This window comes from Pseudomonas sp. NBRC 111143 (genome assembly GCF_001320965.1).
GTDB classification, from domain to species: domain Bacteria; phylum Pseudomonadota; class Gammaproteobacteria; order Pseudomonadales; family Pseudomonadaceae; genus Aquipseudomonas; species Aquipseudomonas machongensis.
In genome coordinates this window covers 20,133-38,163 of record NZ_BCBT01000018.1, presented here as the reverse complement: position 1 = coordinate 38,163, position 18,031 = coordinate 20,133, and the positions used below count along the sequence as shown (strand labels likewise).

The 18,031-nt window shown below is 62.7% G+C and carries 14 protein-coding genes; 6 read left to right on the top strand and 8 right to left on the bottom strand.

Features of this window, described 5'->3' with window-relative positions; translation table 11 throughout:
- The first annotated feature begins 311 nt into the window (after positions 1–311).
- Entirely contained in the window at positions 312–2,072 is a 1,761-nt protein-coding gene (locus tag APH44_RS12360) for a cation:proton antiporter (RefSeq protein WP_054892982.1), read from the top strand.
- 134 nt (positions 2,073–2,206) lie between these two features.
- Here the strand turns inward: APH44_RS12360 and APH44_RS12355 are convergent, their stop codons facing one another.
- The 3 genes from APH44_RS12355 to uvrD form a co-directional block, all read right to left on the bottom strand.
- Positions 2,207–2,614: an SMI1/KNR4 family protein gene (locus APH44_RS12355; RefSeq protein ID WP_054892981.1), complete on the bottom strand. Its 408-nt coding sequence runs from the start codon at positions 2,612–2,614 to the stop codon at positions 2,207–2,209.
- Between the two features lie 115 nt (positions 2,615–2,729).
- A complete protein-coding gene (locus APH44_RS12350) occupies positions 2,730–3,581 on the bottom strand; it encodes a Tim44 domain-containing protein (protein ID WP_054892980.1) in 852 nt (283 codons plus the stop codon).
- Between the two features lie 164 nt (positions 3,582–3,745).
- Positions 3,746–5,929, bottom strand: a complete 2,184-nt coding sequence (uvrD, locus tag APH44_RS12345) for a DNA helicase II (protein ID WP_054892979.1) — start codon at positions 5,927–5,929, stop codon at positions 3,746–3,748.
- A gap of 142 nt (positions 5,930–6,071) precedes the next feature.
- On the opposite strand from uvrD, the gene APH44_RS12340 reads away from it, so the two are divergent.
- Positions 6,072–8,936, top strand: coding sequence for an EAL domain-containing protein (locus APH44_RS12340; RefSeq protein ID WP_054892978.1), 2,865 nt, complete (start codon positions 6,072–6,074; stop codon positions 8,934–8,936).
- A gap of 37 nt (positions 8,937–8,973) precedes the next feature.
- Here APH44_RS12340 and zwf read toward each other — a convergent pair whose 3' ends face one another.
- The gene (gene zwf, locus APH44_RS12335; protein WP_054892977.1) at positions 8,974–10,416 is read right to left on the bottom strand and encodes a glucose-6-phosphate dehydrogenase; all 1,443 of its coding nucleotides are present in this window, start codon (positions 10,414–10,416) and stop codon (positions 8,974–8,976) included.
- A 104-nt stretch (positions 10,417–10,520) separates the two neighbouring features.
- Between zwf and hexR the strand changes: the two genes are divergently transcribed.
- On the top strand, positions 10,521–11,387 hold the full coding sequence (gene hexR / locus APH44_RS12330) for a transcriptional regulator HexR (protein ID WP_003253273.1): 867 nt from the start codon (positions 10,521–10,523) through the stop codon (positions 11,385–11,387).
- Between the two features lie 157 nt (positions 11,388–11,544).
- On the top strand, positions 11,545–11,763 hold the full coding sequence (locus APH44_RS29080) for a PA3496 family putative envelope integrity protein (protein ID WP_054925535.1): 219 nt from the start codon (positions 11,545–11,547) through the stop codon (positions 11,761–11,763).
- Here the strand turns inward: APH44_RS29080 and APH44_RS12325 are convergent.
- The gene (locus APH44_RS12325) at positions 11,705–12,667 is read right to left on the bottom strand and encodes a LysR family transcriptional regulator (protein ID WP_054892976.1); all 963 of its coding nucleotides are present in this window, start codon (positions 12,665–12,667) and stop codon (positions 11,705–11,707) included. The two genes, APH44_RS29080 and APH44_RS12325, sit on opposite strands and share 59 nt — an antisense overlap.
- Before the next feature lie 189 nt (positions 12,668–12,856).
- Here APH44_RS12325 and APH44_RS12320 point away from each other — a divergent pair, with 189 nt between their 5' ends.
- Together APH44_RS12320 and oadA are read left to right on the top strand one after the other, a co-directional pair.
- A complete protein-coding gene (locus APH44_RS12320) occupies positions 12,857–14,272 on the top strand; it encodes an acetyl-CoA carboxylase biotin carboxylase subunit (RefSeq protein ID WP_054892975.1) in 1,416 nt (471 codons plus the stop codon).
- 11 nt (positions 14,273–14,283) lie between these two features.
- Positions 14,284–16,092, top strand: coding sequence for a sodium-extruding oxaloacetate decarboxylase subunit alpha (gene oadA, locus APH44_RS12315; RefSeq protein ID WP_054892974.1), 1,809 nt, complete (start codon positions 14,284–14,286; stop codon positions 16,090–16,092).
- Positions 16,093–16,241: 149 nt separating this feature from the next.
- Here the strand turns inward: oadA and APH44_RS12310 are convergent, their stop codons facing one another.
- Genes APH44_RS12310 through APH44_RS12300 form a run of 3 tightly spaced genes read right to left on the bottom strand, consistent with a single transcriptional unit; the run spans position 16,242 to position 18,002 of the window.
- Positions 16,242–16,907, bottom strand: coding sequence for a GNAT family N-acetyltransferase (locus APH44_RS12310; protein ID WP_054892973.1), 666 nt, complete (start codon positions 16,905–16,907; stop codon positions 16,242–16,244).
- A gap of 7 nt (positions 16,908–16,914) precedes the next feature.
- Positions 16,915–17,361: a GNAT family N-acetyltransferase gene (locus APH44_RS12305; RefSeq protein ID WP_054892972.1), complete on the bottom strand. Its 447-nt coding sequence runs from the start codon at positions 17,359–17,361 to the stop codon at positions 16,915–16,917.
- 11 nt (positions 17,362–17,372) lie between these two features.
- Positions 17,373–18,002: an FMN-binding negative transcriptional regulator gene (locus APH44_RS12300; protein WP_054892971.1), complete on the bottom strand. Its 630-nt coding sequence runs from the start codon at positions 18,000–18,002 to the stop codon at positions 17,373–17,375.
- Between the last annotated feature and the right edge of the window lie 29 nt (positions 18,003–18,031).

Below are 18,031 nucleotides of genomic sequence, written 5' to 3'. Positions count from 1 at the left end.
GAGGTTGCGCTGAAACGGGGCGGGTATCTGCAGACACTTCTGTTCCCCTCTGTTGAGGTTTCCCATCCTGGAAACGGACGTCGCTCGACGGTCCGTCGTCACGCCGATCATGCCATTACCTCGCGCGCTTTTGCCGATCTGTTTCTACATATTGCACGGGCGTTTGACGAGCGGACGCGATGTTACCCTGAGTACGCCCATGCAACATGGGTGTTCCACCTTTCAACACAATTTGTACTAGCTGCTCGATCGGGGATGGCCTGGCAGAGGAGCGGTCTGCCCCCGTGCGTAGAGAAAAGGAGTGCCACGCCATGCATGCCATAAGCTTCATCCAGGATCTGGCCGTGATCATGCTGGTCGCAGGGGTGGTAACCATTCTTTTCCACAGGCTGCGCCAACCGGTGGTGCTCGGCTACATCGTCGCCGGTTTCATCATCGGCCCTCACACGCCGCCGTTCGGCCTCATCCACGACGAAGACACGATCAAGACCCTGGCCGAGCTCGGGGTGATCTTCCTGATGTTCTGCCTGGGCCTGGAGTTCAGCCTGCGCAAGCTGTTCAAGGTGGGGGCGACCGCCTTCATCGCTGCCTTCCTCGAAATTGTGCTGATGATCTGGATCGGCTTCGAGATCGGCCGCTGGTTCGGCTGGAGCACCATGGACTCGTTGTTCCTCGGCGCCATCCTGGCGATCTCCTCGACGACGATTATCGTCAAGGCGCTCAACGACCTGAAGATGAAGAACGAGCGGTTCGCGCAGCTGATCTTCGGCGTGCTGATCGTCGAGGACATCCTCGGCATCGGCATCATCGCCCTGCTTTCAGGCATTGCGGTCAGCGGTACGGTCAGTTCCGGCGAGGTGTTCTCCACCGTCGGCAAGCTGTCGCTGTTCATGATCGTGGCGTTGGTTATCGGCATCCTGCTGGTGCCACGGCTGCTGGCCTACGTGGCGAAGTTCGAGAGCAACGAGATGTTGCTGATTACCGTACTGGGGCTGTGCTTCGGCTTCTGCCTGCTGGTGGTCAAGCTGGAGTACAGCATGGTGCTGGGCGCCTTCCTGATCGGTGCGATCATGGCCGAATCGCGCCAGTTGCTGAAGATCGAGCGCCTGATCGAGCCGGTACGCGACCTGTTCAGCGCCATCTTCTTCGTCGCCATTGGCCTGATGATCGATCCGCAGGTGTTGATCGACTACGCTTGGCCGATCGTGGTGATCACCCTGGCTGTGGTGCTGGGCAAGATGCTCTCCTGCGGCATGGGCGCCTTCATTGCGGGTAACGATGGACGTACCTCATTGCGTGTGGGGATGGGGCTTTCACAGATTGGCGAATTCTCCTTCATCATCGCTGCCCTGGGCATGACCTTGCAGGTCACCAGCGACTTCCTCTATCCAGTCGCAGTGGCCGTCTCGGCCATCACCACCTTGCTCACGCCTTACCTGATCCGTGCGGCGGATCCCCTGTCGATTCGCCTGGGCAAGGTGGTGCCGCAGCGCTTGTCGCGGGTGCTGTCGCTGTATGGCGAGTGGTTGCGCAACATTCAGCCTCAAGGCGAGGGCGCCATGCTGGCGGCGATGATCCGGCGCATCCTGCTGCAAGTGGGGGTGAACCTGGCACTGGTGATCGCGATCTTCTTCAGCGGTGGTTACTTCGCGGTACGCATCGGCACCTGGGTGAGCGAATGGATCGGTGATGTAGGGCAGCAGAAGGCGGTGATCTGGGGGGCGGCATTGTTGTTGTCACTGCCATTCCTGATCGCCGCTTATCGCAAGCTCAAGGCGCTGTCGATGCTGTTGGCGGAGATGGGGGTCAAGCCGGAGATGGCCGGGCGACACACTCAGCGCGTGCGCCGCGTGATTGCCGAAGTGATTCCGCTGTTGTCGCTGCTGGTGATCTTCCTGCTGCTGTCGGCACTGTCGGCGAGCATCCTGCCGACCAACGAGCTTTTGCTGGTCATCGCCGTAGTCGCGGCCGTGGTGGTCGCGCTGCTGTGGCGTTGGTTCGTGCGCGTGCATACGCGCATGCAGATCGCCCTGCTGGAAACGTTGGAGAACAGCCGCGATCACTCGCATTGAGGGGTGATCGCTCCCTGCGCAAGACTTCATGGTAGTCCGAGGGGATCAGGCGGTAACGATGTCGCCAGGCGCAGAAAGCCTGGCGATTCTACGAGTAGTTAATGGCGGTATGCCATTATTTTGCGTGTTCGGGTTCAGCTTTCCAGCCAGACATCCCGCGCCCAGTGCCACACCGACTCCCAGCTTTCCTCGCCAACGATTTCTTCGTCGCCATCCCATAGCACCACCGTGCCGTCTTCCTCGACGCAGTAGTAATTGTCGCCGTCCTGGCAAAGGGGGATCAGGTCGCGTGGTACGCCGGCATCCCAGGCATTGGCGGCAACATCAGGCAGGTAGGTGTGCGACTGCGGGTCGGTGACAGTGACCGGCTCGAGGGAGCCGTAGACCACGTCGCTGACGGTCAGCAGGAATTCCTTGAAGACGAAGGGAATGTTGATGAACAGCTGTTCTTCGATTTCGACCAGTTGGTCTTCGTCGGGAAGCTCCAGGGGCACGGGTACTGGCTCATTGGCTTCACGGAGTTGTTCGATCACTTCTTCCACAGTTCACTTCCTCTTACCTTGATGACAACGCTGCGCGTTATACCCTAGTAGCCCAGTGTGGCAAAAGCAAAAACCCCGGGACAGGCCCGGGGTTTTTCTGTGAAGCGCGTCAGAATCAGCCGTTCTGGCGGATACCGGCGAGCATCCAGGGCTGGTTCTCGCCCTGTGCACGCTCCATGTGCCAGCTTTCGCTGAAGGCCTCGCCCTGATCGAAGCGCGAGTTCTTCGATACGCCACGGAAGGTCAGGGTAGCGATGGTCTTGTCGGCGCGGTCGTCGACGCCTTCCAGTTGCACATCGAGGTCGTCGATGTAGGTGGACTGGAAGCCATCACCTTGCTCGGCACGCTCACGCTTGAGGAACTCGAGCATTTGCGGGGTAACGAACTCGGCGATCTTGTCCATCTCGTTCGCATCCCAGTGCTGCTGAAGCGTCTGGAAGTGGTTGCGGGCAGCGGCCAGGAAGCTCTGCTCGTTGAACCAGGCCGGGGCGTTGATGACCGGCGCGGCGGCGACAGGGGCGGCCGAACCACCGAAGATCGATTGCGCAGGCTGTTGTTGCACTTCACGCTGGTAAGGAGCGTGGCCGGCGGCTGCGGCAGCTTGCGGCTGCTGCTGGCGACGGCGCGCAGCGATGAAGCGGAAGACCAGGAAGGCGATCAGGCCCATGATCAGGAAGTCGAGGATCTGCATGCCCTGGAAGCCGTCTCCCATGAACATGGAGGCGAGCAGGCCACCGGCGGCGAGGCCGGCCAGAGGGCCCAGCCAGCGCGAAGCACCGCTGGCAGCGGCCGGTGCACGGCCTGGAGCGGTCGGCGCGGCGGCAGGCGTGGTTGGGGAGGCCTGGCGGGTCTGGTGCATAGGCGCAGCGCCCGAGCTCTTGCCACCGCCGAAGCGCTTGGCGTTGGCGTCGAGGCTCAGCGTCAGGCCGACGCAGAGCGCCAGTGCGATGCTAAGAAAACGTTGCATAAGATGGGATTTCCCGTTTTGTGGATTGCACGCGCGTCATGGTGCACATGATCTAGGAGACATGGCTAGCGCAAGAATGTTTCGAGCTTTTGCCTGATCCTGTAATCCGCGTCTGAATCTGGCGTCTGAAAGAGCGTTGCAGGACGAGTCAGCGCGACTCGTCCTCAGATCGCTTCCAGCTTGGCATACCCAAGCATCAGCCACTTGCTGCCTTCGTCGAAGTTCACTTGCACGCGCGCCTGTGCCCCGGACCCTTCAAAGTTGAGGATGACGCCTTCACCAAACACCGAGTGCTGCACGCGCTGGCCAAGGCTGAACGCCGTCTGCGGGATGTTGGCGTTGGCGAACAGGCTGCTGGCCTGGGTCTGCGCACCGCCGAAAGGACGGCTGACCGAATTGGACAAGCGTACTTCCTGAACCAGACCTGCCGGAATTTCCCGTACGAAACGCGACACCTTGTTGTATGTCTCGCTGCCATACAGGCGCCGGGTCTCGGCGTAGGTCATGATCAACTGGCGCATCGCGCGGGTGATCCCGACGTAGGCCAGGCGGCGCTCCTCCTCAAGGCGGCCAGGTTCTTCCAGGCTCATCTTGTGCGGGAACAGGCCTTCTTCCAGGCCGACCAGGAACACGTAGGGGAACTCCAGGCCCTTGGCGCTGTGCAGGGTCATCAACTGCACACTGTCTTCGTGCTCGTCTGCCTGGGCGTCGCCAGCCTCCAACGAGGCGTGACCGAGGAATGCCGACAGCGGCGAAAGGTCGGCATCTTCTTCAGTGGATTCGAAGTTGCGCGCAGCGCTGACCAGCTCCTCAAGGTTTTCCACCCGAGCCTGGCCCTTTTCACCCTTTTCTTCCTGGTGGTAGATGATCAGCCCGGACTGCTCGATGACGGTCTGGGTCATGGTGTGCAGTGGCATCTCCATGACCTTGGTCGCAAGGTTTTCCATCAACTCGATGAAGCCGCCCAGGGCACTGGCCGCACGGCCTTTGAGTGCTTTGGCAGCGAGCAGCTGACACATGGCATCCCACATTGACAGCTGGCTGTGGCGGGCATGTTCGCGGATGGCCTCGACCGTCTTCTCGCCGATGCCGCGTGGCGGAACGTTGATCACCCGCTCGAGTGCTGCATCGTTGCCGCGGCCTTCGAGCAGACGAAGGTAGGCCATGGCGTTCTTGATCTCGGCGCGCTCGAAGAAGCGCTGGCCACCATAGATGCGGTAGGGGATGCGCTCACGCAGCAGGGCTTCTTCGAGCACCCGCGACTGGGCGTTGGAGCGATAGAGGATGGCGATGTCGCTGCGCGAGTTGCCGTCCTTGATGACGCGCTCGATGCTTTCGACCACGTAGCGTGCTTCGTCGTGCTCGTTGTATGCCGCGTACAGGGTGAGGGGTTCGCCTTCGCCCAGATCGGTCCACAGCTCCTTGCCCAGGCGCCCACTGTTATTGGCGATCAGGGCGTTGGCGGCCTTGAGGATGCCACTTGTGGAGCGGTAGTTCTGCTCCAGGCGGATCAGTTCGGCGTCGGGGAAGTCTGCGGTGTATTGATGGATGTTCTCGATCTTCGCACCGCGCCAGCCATAGATCGACTGGTCGTCGTCGCCCACAGCCATCAGGCTTTCGCCACCGCCGGCCAGCAGGCGCAGCCAGGCATACTGCACGGCGTTGGTGTCCTGGAATTCGTCCACCAGCAGGTGGCGGAAACGGCGCTGGTAGTGCTCGAGCAGGCCAGGATTGTCGCGCCACAGGTCGAGGGCGCGCAGCAGCAGCTCGGAGAAGTCGATGACGCCGGCGCGCTCGCAGGCCTGCTCATAGGCTTCGTAGATGCCGCGCATGGTCGCCAGGAACAGGTCGCCGCTGGCCTGGATGTGCTGCGGGCGCAGGCCTTCGTCCTTCTGGCCGTTGATGAACCACTGGGCCTGGCGTGCCGGCCAGCGCTGCTCATCCAGGCCCATCTCGCGGATCACTCGCTTGATCAGCCGCTGCTGATCGTCGCCGTCGAGGATCTGGAAATTCTGCGCCAGGCGTGCTTCCTGCCAATGGGCACGCAGCAGGCGGTGCGCCAGGCCGTGGAAGGTGCCGACCCACATGCCAGCCGGGTTGATGCCCAGCAACTGCTCGATACGATGACGCATCTCCGCGGCGGCCTTGTTGGTGAAGGTCACCGACAGAATCGAATGCGGCGAGGCCTGTTCGACCTGGATCAGCCAGGCGATGCGGTGCACCAGCACGCGGGTCTTGCCGGAGCCGGCGCCAGCGAGCACCAGTTGACGCCCACGCGGGGCTGCTACGGCCTGGCGTTGGGCATCGTTGAGGGAGTTGAGCAGTAGGGAGAGGTCATCAGTGTGCATCCGGCCATTCTAGGTTGGCGCGGGGGCTGCGGGCAAATGGTCGGGCATTTGTGAAATCATGACATACAGCAGTTTGGCCCGGCCTCGCGCTTGTGTATGCTCCGTGCACGTTCGCGGCTGACCATTATAAGAACACTGCCATATGACCCAGAATTGCGTGGTGATCGACGCATCACCCGAATCGACAAGGAGCGTTCGCAGGCAATTCGCAACCCAGCTCTCCATCGAGCGGACCCGCCTGCTTTACCAGGGCTCCTTGCTGCCCACCCTGTTCATGTTGCTCAACGGCCTGCTTTGCGCCTGGCTGCTGTGGAGCCCTGCCCGCTACCTGCTGGTCGGCGTGTGGATGGTCTGGTTACTGGCGCTGGTGGCCTTGCGGGTGATCCAGGTGGCGGCCTTCGATGCGGCCTCGCCGGAGCGTCAGGCCAAGCCGACCTGGTGGCGGATGTTTCTGGGTGGTTCGGCCTTCAGTGGCCTGACGCTTGGATGTGCCGCCCTCGCGCTGGTACCCGTGGACAGTTTCGTCCAGCAGGCCTGGGTATTCGGCCTGCTGGGCGCAGCGGCGCTGTCGGCGAGCGTCGCCTACGCGGTCAGCCTGCCGGCCTTTCTCAGCTTCGTGTTACCCGGCCTGTTGCCGCCGATCGGATTTCTGTTCTTTTATCAGGACGGGTTGCAGCGCGGCTGGGGCTGGCTTGGCCTGATCCTGCTCGGCGCCCTGGTGGTGGTGGCCTGGCAGGTCAATCGTCTGATCGAGCGCGGTCTGCTTCGGCGCTTCCAGAACCAGGCATTGATCGAGCATCTGCAGGGGGCGCAACGCCATGGCGAGCAGTTGAACCAGGCCTTGAGTGCAGAGATCCGCCATCGTCGTCACGCCGAAGAGCAATTGCGCCAGGCGCAGGTCGGCCTCGAGCTGCGGGTGAGCGAGCGAGGCCGTGAGCTGGCGCTTGCCACCCACGCCCTGAGTGCCAGCGAGCAGCGCCTGGCCCTGGCGCTGGAGGCAAGCGAACTGGGGCTGTGGGACTGGGACCTGCAGACCGACGAAGTCCATCACACCCAGTTGCATGCCTTGTTCGGCCTGGAGCCTGGGCAGGTGCGCTCGGTGCGTGCCGACCTCAAGCCGCGCTTGCATCCCGACGATCTGCCGCTACTGCGTCGCACGCTGGTCGAGCACCTCAAGGGCCGCAGCGACGACTATCGCGTCGAATACCGGGTGCGCCACACGCAAGGTCGCTGGTGCTGGATCGAGGACCGGGGACGGGCGGTCGAGCGTGATGCCGACGGCAAGGTCCTGCGCATGCTGGGTACCCGTCGTGACATCACCGCACAGAAGGAACAGGAAGAACAGCAGCGGCTGGCTGCCACCGTGTTCGAAGCGGCGAGTGAAGGCATCGCCATCCTCGATGCGCACTACCAGTTGCTGGCGGTCAACCAGCGATTCTGCGATCTCACCGGCTACGGGCGCGAAGACCTGATCCTGCGTGACCTGCTGGAGCTGCCCTGCAGCCGCGACGCCCGTCGGCACAGCCAATCGATCCACCAGGCCCTCGAGCAGCAAGGGCGCTGGGAGGGCGAGCTGGTCGAGGCGCGCAGCAATGGCGAGCTCTACCCGCAATGGTTGCAGCTCAATGGCGTGAGCGATGGACGAGGCAACATCAGCAATATCGTGGCGTTCTTCACGGACCTGTCGGCGCGCCGTGAGTCGGAGGAGCGCCTGCGCTATCTGGCCCACTACGATGACCTCACAGGCCTTGCCAACCGAGCGCTGTTCCGCCTGCGTCTGCATGAGGCGGTGCAGCGTGTGCGCCTGAACGGCCGCAGCCTGGCGCTGCTGCATGTCGATCTGGACCGCTTCAAGCTGCTCAATGAAAGCCTGGGGCACGAACTCGCCGACCAGTTGCTGAAGAAAATGGCCCAGCGCCTGGCCAATGCGGTGCCGGAGGCCGACACCGTGGCGCGTATCTCCGGCGACGAGTTCGCCGTGCTGTTCGATGGCTACAGCAATCTTTCCAGCCTGGTGCGGGTCACCACACGCCTGCTCGACAAGCTGCGGGTGCCGCAGCGAGTGGGCGGTCATGAGGTGGTGATCAGTGCATCGGTGGGCATCAGTGTGTTGTCGGAGGCCACTTTCGACCTCAACGCTTTGGTCAGTCAGGCCGACATGGCCAAGCAACACGCCAAGCACCTGGGGGGCGACAGCTTCCAGTTCTATACCGAAAGCTTGCGTGCCAGCACCCTGGAACGCCTGCAACTGGAAAACGATCTGCGCAAGGCTCTCGACGAAAACCAGCTGCGGGTCTACTTCCAGCCCAAGCTGTGCCTGCGTTCCGGCCGTCTGCATGCCGCCGAGGCGCTGGTGCGCTGGCAGCATCCGCAGTGGGGCATGGTGCCGCCGGGCGAGTTCATCGGGCTGGCCGAAGAAACCGGGTTGATTGCGCCGATGGGGGAGTTCGTCCTGCGTCAGGCGTGTTGGCAGGCATGTGAATGGTTGCGCCAGGGTTGGGAGATCCGTGTGTCGGTCAACCTGTCGGTCTACCAGTTGCGCCAGGGCAAGGTGGTCAGCCTGGTGCGTCAGGTACTGCAGGAGACTGGGCTGGCGCCGCACCTGCTGGAGCTGGAGCTGACCGAAAGCCAGTTGCTCGACAATGTCGAGCACATCATCGCCACCTTCCAGCAACTGCACGCATTGGGCGTGAAGCTGGCGATCGACGATTTCGGTACCGGCTATTCATCGCTGAGTTACCTCAAGCGCTTTCCGGTGGACTACGTGAAGATCGACCAGGCGTTCATTCGGGGCCTGCAGGAGGGCAGCCAGGATGCCGCGATCATCCGGGCGATCATCGCCATGGCCAAGAGCCTCGGGCTGGAAGTGGTGGCCGAGGGGGTGGAAACCCAGGAGCAGCTGGCATTCCTGCGTGAGCAGGGGTGCGACGAGGCGCAGGGTTACCTGATCAGTCGACCGATCGATGCCTCAGCGTTCAAGGCATTGCTGGAGCGCTCGCGAAGATGACCTGCGCCCCGGCGGCAAGTGCCGGGGCGGGAAATGGTCAGAGGTGCCAGTGTCGGCCCTGATGCGCCAGGAGGCTGTTGGCCTGCTCCGGCCCATTGCTGCCTGCCGGGTAGGTCCGCGGTGCCTGGAAGTGGTCCTCCCAGCCTTTGAGGATCGGGTCGATCCAGGCCCAGGCAGCCTCCACTTCATCGCGGCGCATGAACAGCGTCGAGTCACCATCCAGTACATCCAGCAGCAGTCGCTCGTAAGCTTCCCAGCGGCGTGTCTGGGCGAAGGCCTGGGCCAGGTTCAGGTCCAGCTCGACCGGCGCCAGGCGCATGCCGCGGCCGGGGCTCTTGGTCATCATGCGCAGGCTGATGTGCTCGTCGGGTTGCAACTGGATCAGCAACTGGTTGACCTGGCCGCCGGCGAACAGCTCATGGGGCACCGGTTTGAACTGGATGACGATCTGCGACGAGCGCCGTGCCATGCGCTTGCCGGTGCGCAGGTAGAAAGGCACGCCGGCCCAGCGCCAGTTCTCGATATGAGCCTGCACGGCGACGAAGGTTTCGGTATCGCTGTCGTTGTCGACATCTTTCTCGAAGTAGTAGGCCGGGACCTCCTGGCCGCCGATCTTGCCGGCGCTGTACTGGCCGCGCACGGTCTTGTCCTGCACGTCCTGGCCGGCGATGGGGCGCAGCGCACGAAGGATCTTCACCTTCTCGTCGCGCACCGCCTCGGCCTCGAATTGTGCCGGTGGCTCCATCGCCACCAGGCAGAGCAGTTGCAGCAGATGATTCTGCAGCATGTCGCGGGTAGCGCCGGCGCGATCATAGTAGGCGCCGCGGTTCTCGACCCCGAGGGTTTCGCAGACGCTGATCTGCACATGATCAACCTGGCTGTTGCGCCACACAGGCTCCAGCAGGGCATTGGCGAAGCGCAGGGCCATGAGGTTCTGCACCGTCTCCTTGCCCAGGTAGTGATCGATGCGAAAGACCTGGGATTCGTCGAATACCGCGCCGATGGCTTCGTTGATCGCCGTGGCCGACTCCAGTGAATGGCCGATGGGTTTCTCCAGCACGATGCGCGCTTCGCTGTCGGCGAGCCCGGCCAGGCGCAGGTTGTTGGCGATGGGCACGAACAGGTTGGGGGCGGTGGCGAGATAGAAGATCCGGGTCAGGCCACCGGGCTCGCCGAGGTAACGGGCCAGGCGCCCGAAATCGGCGCCTTGGGCGGCGTCCATGGCGAAGTAGTCAAGGCGTGCCGAGAAGCGCTGCCAGACCTCCTCGTCGAAGTCGTTGCGGGCGATCTGTGCCCGGCAATGACGCTCGGTGAGCTTGAGGTAGTCGTTGCGCGGCAGGGGGCGGCGGGCCAGGGCGATGATCCGCACGGCGTTGTGCAGGCGACCCTCGCGGTAGAGCTGATAAAGCGCCGGCAGCAGCTTGTGCAGGGCCAGGTCGCCCGTGCCGCCGAAAACCAGAATGTCGCAAGGGATACTCAAGCCACCACTCTCCCACGTTCGTTTAGCTGGGCGGTCAGCCGGTCATGTAGTATAACTACAAGATAGCTACATCCCGGCCAGCCGATCATAACCGAGTCCAGCCTGTGAATCTGTTGCAACATATCGCTCAATCGCGCCACCTGCTGCGCAAATCGGAACTGAAAGTGGCCGACCACGTGCTGCTTGATCCGGCTGCCGTCATGCACAGCTCGATGGCCGATCTTGCCCACAGTGTTGGTATCAGCGAGCCGACCATCGTGCGTTTCTGCCGCGCCATCGGCTGTTCGGGCTTCCAGGACCTCAAGCTCAAGCTGGCGCAAAGCCTGGCGGCAGGCGCCAGCTTCGGCCAGTTCGCCATACATGAAGACGATTCGGTCGCCGACTACAGCCTGAAGATTTTCGACACCACCTTGCACACGCTGATGGAAGTGCGCGAGCACCTCGACCCGCAGGCGCTGCAGCAGGCAGTAAGTGCCATGGCCCAGGCGCAGCGCGTGGAGTTCTATGGCTTCGGGGCTTCCGGCGCGGTCGCGGCCGATGCCCAGCACAAATTCTTCCGCCTGCTGCTCAGCGCCGCAGCCTATTCCGACCCGCACATGCAGGCGATGTCGGCGGTGACCCTCAAGCCGGGTGATGTCGCCGTGTGCATCTCGCAGTCGGGGCGTTCGAAGGACTTGCTGATCACCGCCAACCTGGTGCGTGAAAGCGGCGCCAATCTCATCACCCTGTGCCCGAGCCAGACGCCGCTGGCGGAGCTGTCGACCGTCAACCTGGCGATTGATGTGCACGAGGACACCGAGATCTACACCCCGCTGACTTCGCGCATTGCCCACCTGGTGGTGATCGATGTGCTGGCGATGGGCGTGGCCATGGCCCGTGGCCCGAGCCTGGTCAACCACCTCAAGAGCGTCAAGCGCAGCTTGCGCAGCCTGCGCTTGTCGCCCAAGTCGATCAAGGCTACCGACGACTGATCGCGCTGCCACCGCACCGGCCGCTGTGGGAGCGGGTTTACCCGCGAAAGGGCCGGTACGGGCAATTAAAATTCACGATTCTGTCACCATTTCTCAGCCAAACCGTAAACCCTCGGGGCCACCCTGAAACTCCCGCACCCGATCTGGGAGACAGGCAATGGCAAACGATCATTTCGGTTCGTACCAACCCAACGCCAAGGCTCGCAAGCAGGCTGAGAAGGATCAACGTCGCATGGAATATCGACGTGCGATCGAAAGCTACTGCGACCAGCGTCAACTGATGCGTGATATCGCCGACTACCCTGAGCTGCAAGACATCACGGTATGGCAGGTGGCGTCGGCAGCTTCCCAGAAAATCGCTCCACAAGCCCGCTGATCTTCGCGCGTTCGCTACGAATGAACGCAAGAAATGCCAAGGCCACCGGCGATTGCCGCTTGGCCTTGGACTGCACCACGCACCAGCTGCGGTACAGCGGCAGTTCCTCGACGGGCAATTCCCTGAGCATCCCGGTGGCCAGCTCCATGTTCACTGCATGGCGAGTCAGCAGGGCGATGCCCAAACCGGCGATCACGCATTCGCGCTGGGCGTCGGCCGAGGCCACTTCCAGGGTCTGGGTGAAGTGCACGCGCTTGTCCTTGAAGTACTCCTCGCAGGCTTTGCGCGTGCCCGAGCCTTGTTCGCGGATGAGCAGGGTATGAGGCTCCAGGTCTTGCAGGCGCAAGCGGTCGAGCTTGCACAACGGGTGTTCCGGTGGCGCCACCGCGATGATCGGGTTGTTGAGAAACGGCAGGAACTCCAGACCCATGTCCTGCGGCACCATCGACATGATGATCAGGTCGTCGCGGTTGTCGGACAGGCGTCGGATGGCCTGGGCGCGATTGACCACCGTGAGGGTGAGATTGACCTCCGGGTGTCGTTGCTTGAAGGCGGCGAACAGGTGTGGCACGAAGTACTTCGCACTGGATTCGATCGCCAGTTTCAATTGCCCCTGCAGTGAGCCCTGCATGTCCGACAGCTGCATATCGAGGTTTTCCAGACGCCCGAAGATGTCGCGGCTGGCACGTTGCAGTGCCTCGGCGGCTTCGGTCAGGTAGAGCTTTTTGCCGACGTACTCGAACAGCGGCTGGCCGACCAGCTCTTCGAGCTGGCGGATCTGTAGACTTACGGCGGGTTGCGTAAGCGCCATCTCTTCTGCCGCGCGGCTGTACGAGCGCAAATCACACACTTCGTTAAAGATCTGCAGCTGACGCAAAGTCATACGCATCAAGGACTTACGCATTTATGCCCAGGCTCCGGCAAAACCTTGTTACCCCACTATAAGCTTTTGCTAATACAGCCCCTAACAAATATTGATTTTTGTTTATTCACCAGTGGCGCTAGTTTGAAGGTGCGACTGGCCAGCGACGTCTGGTCACGCGCCGACCGGTGTAACCGGATCGTCTGTTCCTACGGCTTTGGGAAGACTCCAGTGATAAAAAAAATCCTGATCGCCAACCGGGGTGAAATCGCAGTTCGGATCGTGCGTGCCTGCGCCGAGATGGGCATTCGCTCTGTCGCGATCTTTTCCGACGCCGACCGTCACGCGTTGCACGTCAAGCGCGCCGACGAGGCCTACAGCATCGGTGCCGAGCCTCTGGCCGGTTACCTGAACCCGCGCAAGCTGGTGAACCTTGCTGTGGAAACCGGCTGTGACGCCCTGCATCCGGGCTACGGTTTTCTATCGGAAAACGCCGAACTTGCGGAAATCTGCGCCGAGCGTGGCATCAAGTTCATCGGCCCTGCTGCCGAGGTCATCCGTCGCATGGGCGACAAGACCGAGGCGCGCCGCACGATGATCCAGGCCGGTGTCCCGGTGACCCCAGGTACCGAAGGCAACGTGGCCGACATCCACGAAGCCCTGAGCGAAGGCGAGCGCATCGGTTATCCGGTGATGCTCAAGGCCACCTCCGGTGGCGGCGGGCGTGGTATTCGCCGCTGCAACAGCCGCGAAGAGCTGGAACAGAACTTCCCGCGGGTGATTTCCGAAGCCACCAAGGCGTTCGGTTCCGCCGAGGTGTTTCTCGAGAAATGCATCGTCAATCCCAAACACATCGAGGCGCAGATTCTCGGTGACAGCTTCGGCAACGTGGTGCATCTGTTCGAGCGCGACTGCTCGATCCAGCGCCGCAACCAGAAGCTCATCGAAATCGCCCCGAGCCCGCAGTTGACGCCGGAACAGCGCGCCTACATCGGCGACCTGGCCGTACGCGCCGCCAAGGCGGTCAACTACGAGAACGCCGGTACCGTGGAGTTCCTGCTCGCCGATGGCGAGGTGTACTTCATGGAGATGAACACCCGAGTGCAGGTGGAACACACCATCACCGAGGAAATCACCGGCATCGATATCGTGCGTGAGCAGATCCGCATCGCCTCGGGCCTGCCACTGTCGGTCAAACAGGAAGACATCCAGCATCGCGGCTACGCGTTGCAGTTCCGGATCAACGCCGAAGACCCGAAGAACAATTTCCTGCCCAGCTTCGGCAAGATCACCCGTTACTACGCCCCCGGCGGCCCGGGCGTACGTACCGACACGGCAATCTATACCGGCTACACCATTCCACCGTTCTACGACTCCATGTGCCTGAAACTGGTGGTCTGGGCGCTGACCTGGGAAGAAGCCATGGACCGTGGCCTGCGAGCCCTGGATGACATGCGCCTGCAGGGGGTCAAGACCACCGCTGCGTATTACCAGGAAATCCTGCGCAACCCGGAATTCCGTAGCGGTCAGTTCAATACCAGCTTCGTGGAAAGCCATCCGGAACTGACCAACTACTCGATCAAGCGCAAACCCGAAGAGCTGGCCCTGGCCATCGCCGCCGCCATCGCCGCCCACGCAGGCCTGTGAGGAATTCAACAATGTCCAAGAAAATCCATGTAACCGACACAATCCTGCGCGACGCCCACCAGTCCTTGCTGGCCACCCGCATGCGCACCGAAGACATGCTGCCGATCTGCGAAAAGCTCGACAAAGTCGGCTACTGGTCGCTCGAAGTCTGGGGCGGCGCGACCTTCGATGCCTGTGTGCGTTTCCTCAAGGAAGATCCGTGGGAGCGCCTGCGCCAACTGCGCGCCGCGCTGCCCAACACGCGCCTGCAAATGCTGCTGCGCGGTCAGAACCTGCTGGGCTACCGTCATTACAGCGATGATGTGGTCAAGGCGTTCGTGGCCAAGGCTGCAGTCAATGGTATCGACGTGTTCCGTATCTTCGACGCCATGAACGATGTGCGTAACCTGCGCGTGGCCATCGAAGCGGTGAAGGCCGCCGGCAAGCACGCCCAAGGCACCATCGCCTACACCACCAGCCCCGTGCACACCATCGAGGCCTTCGTGAACCAGGCCAAGCAGATGGAAGCCATGGGTTGCGACTCGGTAGCGATCAAGGACATGGCCGGCCTGTTGACGCCGTACGCCACCGGCGAGCTGGTCAAGGCGCTGAAAGCCGAGCAGTCGCTGCCGGTGTTCATCCACTCCCATGACACCGCCGGCCTGGCCGCCATGTGCCAGCTCAAGGCTGTGGAGAACGGCGCCGACCATATCGACACCGCCATCTCCAGCTTCGCCTGGGGCACCAGCCACCCGGGCACCGAGTCGATGGTCGCCGCGCTCAAGGGCAGCGAGTTCGACACCGGGCTGGACCTGGAGCTGCTGCAGGAAATCGGCCTGTACTTCTACGCCGTGCGCAAGAAGTACCACCAGTTCGAGAGCGAGTTCACCGCCGTGGATACCCGCGTGCAGGTCAACCAGGTACCCGGCGGGATGATTTCCAACCTGGCCAACCAGCTCAAGGAGCAGGGCGCCCTCAACCGTATGAACGAAGTGCTGGCGGAGATCCCGCGCGTGCGCGAAGACCTCGGCTTCCCGCCGCTGGTCACCCCGACCTCGCAGATCGTCGGCACCCAGGCGTTCTTCAACGTGCTGGCCGGTGAGCGCTACAAGACCATCACCAACGAAGTGAAGCTGTACCTGCAAGGCGGCTACGGCAAGGCGCCAGGTGTGGTTGACGAGAAGCTGCGCCGCCAGGCGATCGGCAGCGAAGACGTCATCGATGTGCGCCCGGCCGACCTGCTCAAGCCGGAAATGGCCAAGCTGCGCGCCGAAATCGGCAGCCTGGCGCACAGCGAGGAAGACGTGCTGACCTTCGCCATGTTCCCGGACATCGGGCGCAAGTTCCTCGAAGAGCGTGAAGCCGGAACCCTCAAGCCCGAAGCCCTGCTGCCGATCCCGGAAGCCGGTGCTGCAGCCTCCGTGGGCGGTGAGGGTGTACCGACCGAGTTCGTCATCGACGTGCACGGCGAGACCTACCGCGTCGACATCACCGGCGTGGGCGTCAAGGCCGAAGGCAAGCGTCACTTCTACCTGTCCATCGACGGCATGCCGGAAGAAGTGGTGTTCGAGCCGCTCAACGATTTCGTCGGCGGCGGCAGCAGCAAGCGCAAGCAGGCCAGCGCGCCGGGTCACGTCAGCACCACGATGCCGGGCAACATCGTCGATGTACTGGTCAAGGAGGGCGATGTGGTCAAGGCCGGGCAGGCAGTGCTGATTACCGAAGCCATGAAGATGGAGACCGAAGTGCAGGCGGCCATCGCCGGCAAGGTCGTTGCTATCCACGTGGCCAAGGGCGACCGGGTGACCCCGGGCGAGATCCTGATCGAGATCGAAGGCTGAGCGACAGCCTTCGACTGACAAGCGGTTTACCTCATGGGGAGCGGTTGCTCCCCTTTTTTTATGTTGCGTTCAAGGCCCGATCGCGGGGCACCCCGCTGGTTCTGAAATTGGCGGGGTACCTGTGGGAGCGGGCTTGCCCCGCGATTGCGTCAGGCCAGGCGACACGCTTCCAGGGTTTTCACCTGACCGTCAGGCCGCTGGTTCTCCATGCTCAACCAGCGCTCGAACCCCGCCGCCACCGCTGGCCACTCCCCGTCGGTGATTGAATACCAGGCGGTGTCGCGGTTCTGGTCCTTCACCACCATGTGCTGGCGGAACACGCCTTCGAAGACAAAGCCGAAGCGCAGCGCCGCGCGCTTGGAGCGGGCGTTGGCATCGTTGCATTTCCACTCCAGGCGCCGATTGCCCAGCTCGAAGCCGAGCTTGCTCAACAGGTAGACCGCCTCGGTGCCTTTGGGCGTGCGCTGCATGGCCGCGCCAAAGGCGATGTGGCCGATCTCGAAGCGTCCCTGCTCGGGGACGATCGACATGTAGCTGAGGATGCCCTGCACCTGCCCGTTGTGTTTGTCGATGACGCTATAGAACAGCGGATCGCGGCCCGCTGCGTTGCCTTGCAGCCAGCGGTCGAAGTCGGCGCGTTCGGCGAACGGGCCGTAGGGCAGGTAGTTCCACAGCACCGGGTCCGATCCCGGGCCTTGCAGGACTTCCCACAGGTCGTCGCCATGGCGCGCCGGGTCGAGTTTCTCCAGGCGGATGAAGCGGCCATCGAGGGGGGAGGCGTCCGGTGTCGCAGCGGGTTTCCAGTTCAGGGTCATGATCGGCCTACAGTGCTTTGCGAAATTGAATGAAGCCCGGGCGCTCGGCGACCCGCTCGTACAGACTGATGGCCGTGGCGTTGGTCTCGTGGGTCAGCCAGTGCACCTTGATGCAGCCAGCAGTCTTGGCGGTGGCGTAGACGTGTTCGATCAGCTGGCGGCCGATACCCAGGCCGCGCTGCTCGCCTTCGACGTAGAGGTCTTGCAGGTAGCAGGAGTTCTCGATGCTCCAGTTGGAACGATGATAGATGTAGTTGACCATCCCCACCGCCTTGCCATCGACCCAAGCGAGGGCCGAGTGGGTGGGCTCGCTTGGGTCGAGCAGGCGCTGCCAGGTATTGGCCGTGACCTCGTCGGCGAGGGTGGTCTGGTAGAAGCGCAGGTAGGCCTGCCACAGGGGCAGCCAGGCGGCGTGGTCTTCGAGAGTGACCGGGCGCAAGGTGACGTTGGACATGGTGGTTTCCTTCAAAGCGAACGCATCTGCGTCGCGAGTTGGTTGTCGAGTGGATCGGGGCTGTTGGCCAGGCCTTCGCGCACGCCTTGGACATCTTCGGCGCTACGGTTCTGGCTGAGCTTGCGGGCGCCCTGGATGCGGGTGATGGGCAGGCGGATGCCGACGATGGCGCGGAGCATGCCATCGATGTAGTCGGCGGGGGCGTCGGCGACCTTCCAGGGGGTGGCGCGGCCTTGTTCATGCAGGTCGGTCAGGCGGCTGACGATCTCCAGCAGGGGCGCCGGGTCATGAATGACCTCGACCGGGCCGTGGGCATGCACCGCGACGTAGTTCCACGTGGGCACCACCTTTGGATTCTCCAGCTTGCTCGGGTAGTAGCCGGGGCTCACGTAGGCATCGGCGCCCTGGAAAACCAGCAGGGCTTCACCGCCTCGCTCCAGGTCCTGCCACTGGTGGTTGGCGCGGGCCAGGTGGCCGTATACCGTACCGAACTCGCCTTCGCGGGTGTCCACCAGCACTGGCAGGTGGGTCGCCAGCAGGCCGTGCTCTCCGTGGCTGACCAGCGTGGCCAGGCGCGTCTGCAGCATCTGCTGGTGCAGGCGTTGGAGATCGTGTTCCTGATGAGGCTTGGCGTTGTACATGGCGAAGTCCTTGTTTGATGACATCATCC